At 63.9% G+C, this 1,530-nt stretch carries 2 protein-coding genes and 1 pseudogene; all 3 read right to left on the bottom strand.

The genetic code is table 11. From position 1 onward, the window contains the following. Positions 1-222 (bottom strand): twin-arginine translocation signal domain-containing protein (locus L981_RS32755; protein ID WP_043627020.1); only part of this gene is annotated, 222 nt, incomplete at its 3' end. 63 nt (positions 223-285) lie between these two features. Then, positions 286-1,281, bottom strand: coding sequence for a LysR family transcriptional regulator (locus L981_RS32750; protein ID WP_043627017.1), 996 nt, complete (start codon positions 1,279-1,281; stop codon positions 286-288). A 129-nt stretch (positions 1,282-1,410) separates the two neighbouring features. Beyond that, positions 1,411-1,530: pseudogene (gene tdh / locus L981_RS34905) on the bottom strand (L-threonine 3-dehydrogenase); the annotation flags it as partial.

Below are 1,530 nucleotides of genomic sequence, written 5' to 3'. Positions count from 1 at the left end.
CTGCTTGCCCTGGTCGTCGGTCAGGCGGATGCGCACCTCGATGCCGGTATCCTTCTGGAACTGGTCGATGAAGGACTGCGGTACGAACTTGTCGTAGGTCGTGATGTTGACGACCTTGCTCTGGGCGAAGGCCGGGCGGATGATCGAAGGTGCCGCGAGCACCCCCGCCCCGGCTGCCAACAGCTTCATTGCCGATCGGCGGGTAACGTCAAAATTGTTCATCTCGTTCTCCTCATTTTAGCAGGCTCAATTTCCATGTGAGCGTTCAGAGCTTTTTGCTCCCCTTTATTTCGCCGCCGGGTTGTCCGGCAGCGCACCATTGCCGGCGTTCCTGCCGGCAAAGCTCCTTTCGGCGATACGCGCCATCTGCTTGGGATCGTGCACGATGAGATCCGGCATCCGTTCCGACGCGATCCCCGCTATCCGTTGAATGAGTTCCCGGACGCCGGCGGAAAGCGGGCGCGAACCGGCCGACAGGATCGCCCACAGGAAGGGGATCTCGACGTCGAGAGGCCGAACGACGATGGGCGCCGATTGCAGGCCATAGGCGGTCGCCGGCTCGATGATCGCCACGCCAAGGCCGAGCGATGCGACTTGCACAGCGTTTTGCGCCGCGTTGGTCGCGATGATCCGATTGGGACGCACGCCGGCCGCATCGAGCACTTCATCGACGCTGTGGCGTAGCCGAAACGGATTGGACATGGTGACGAGGGTGCGCCCGGCGAGATCTGCGATCGAGATCACGTCTTTCGCCGCCAGCGGATCGTGCGGCGCCACGGCGGCGACGCAGCGCCCTTCGAAGAAGCCTTGCACCTCCAGGCCCGGCTGATCGGCCGGCAGCGAGGTCACGCAGAAATCCGCCGTGCGCGCAAACACCGACTGCACGGCCGCCTCGGCCGGCATGCTGCGCAGATTGACCGTGCGCGGCAGCAGATGCTCCGGCAGCGCGGCGAGCGCCATCGGAATGATGCCGCTCGCGAAGGCCGGGGTCGCGGCGATCTCGATCGGCTCCGGTTCCTTGCCGGCGATCGCCTTGGCGCGGTTGCGCAGATGCCCGATGCCGCTGACGAAACGCTCCGCATCCTCATGGAAGGCAATGCCCTTGTCGGTCGGCGCGATCCTCGGGCCGTTCCGCTCGAACAGCGCGAAGCCAAGCGACGTCTCCAGGTCCTGGATCAGGCGCGTCACCTGCGATTGCGAGCGGTCGAGCAGGCGGGCGGCACCGGTGATGCTGCCCGTCGACATAACGGCGAGAAAGGCCTCGAGATCGCGTACTTCCATCGGCTATCATGCGCTCCCTGCATGGTGGACGATCAATAGTGCATAAAACGCATTCTTAGTTCTAGTGACAAAAGACAATTTTTCTCGGACGGGGGTCGATCGGGCCGGATCACGCCGGCCCTTTGAGCCTCACCAGTCCATGACGACCTTTCCGGAATTGCCGGAGCGCATCGCCTCGAAGCCGTCGCGGAACTCGTCGATTTTGATGCGGTGGGTGATGACCGGGGCAAGGTCGAGGCCGCCCTGCAC

Source organism: Ensifer sp. ZNC0028, assembly GCF_000799055.1.
In the GTDB taxonomy this organism is placed as follows: domain Bacteria; phylum Pseudomonadota; class Alphaproteobacteria; order Rhizobiales; family Rhizobiaceae; genus Ensifer.
The sequence above is the reverse complement of the archived record's forward strand: the minus strand, read 5'-3'. Positions and strand labels throughout refer to the sequence as shown.